Here is a 538-nt window from a genome sequence, read left to right as displayed (position 1 = left end):
AACTACTACACCGACCTGCAAGAGGAGAAGTACTATAATCGTCTCATCTCGACAAACACCTCTCAGGTGCTGACGGTTGATTCTATCTCTTGTAACTTTAATACTTACCCCTATGAGGCTGTGGTCTATGGCACACAGACCATCTACCGCAAGAGTAATGTCACAGAGCGGTCTCTTGTAACCGCCTGCTCATTACTCAACACGGTACGCAGTGACCGCAACCCACAGGGCTTCCTAATCACTAAATTTAGAGTAATCAATAATGAAACAAGACGTACCACCCCTCGATAGTGTAGGCACTTCATCTACACAGAACAAGGTCGGCTGGGTAAAAAAACAGACTGACCGACTCAAAGCGTGGTGTGACAAGCTCACACCCGAAGAGCGTAAGAGACTAACCTTTATCTCTATGGGTGTCTACCTAGCCGTTTTTCTTCTAGTAATTACAATTAGCATCTTCAAATAATATGGATACCAACAAAACAGCTCCTGACAAAGCTAAGCTTAAGCAGTGGCTTGTGATGGGGCTCATCATTAT

General features: G+C 44.6%; 1 protein-coding gene and 1 pseudogene. Both read left to right on the top strand.

Annotated elements, in window-relative coordinates; genetic code table 11:
* Positions 1-291, top strand: a pseudogene (locus PORUE0001_RS00660) (conjugative transposon protein TraK); the annotation flags it as partial.
* Entirely contained in the window at positions 263-466 is a 204-nt protein-coding gene (locus tag PORUE0001_RS10490; RefSeq protein WP_007364510.1) for a hypothetical protein, read from the top strand. The pseudogene PORUE0001_RS00660 and the gene PORUE0001_RS10490, both read left to right, overlap by 29 nt.
* The last annotated feature ends 72 nt before the right edge of the window (positions 467-538 follow it).

This window comes from Porphyromonas uenonis 60-3, assembly GCF_000174775.1.
GTDB classification, from domain to species: Bacteria; Bacteroidota; Bacteroidia; order Bacteroidales; family Porphyromonadaceae; genus Porphyromonas; species Porphyromonas uenonis_A.
Note: the sequence above shows the minus strand (reverse complement) of the source record. Positions and strands in the feature narration are given on the sequence as shown.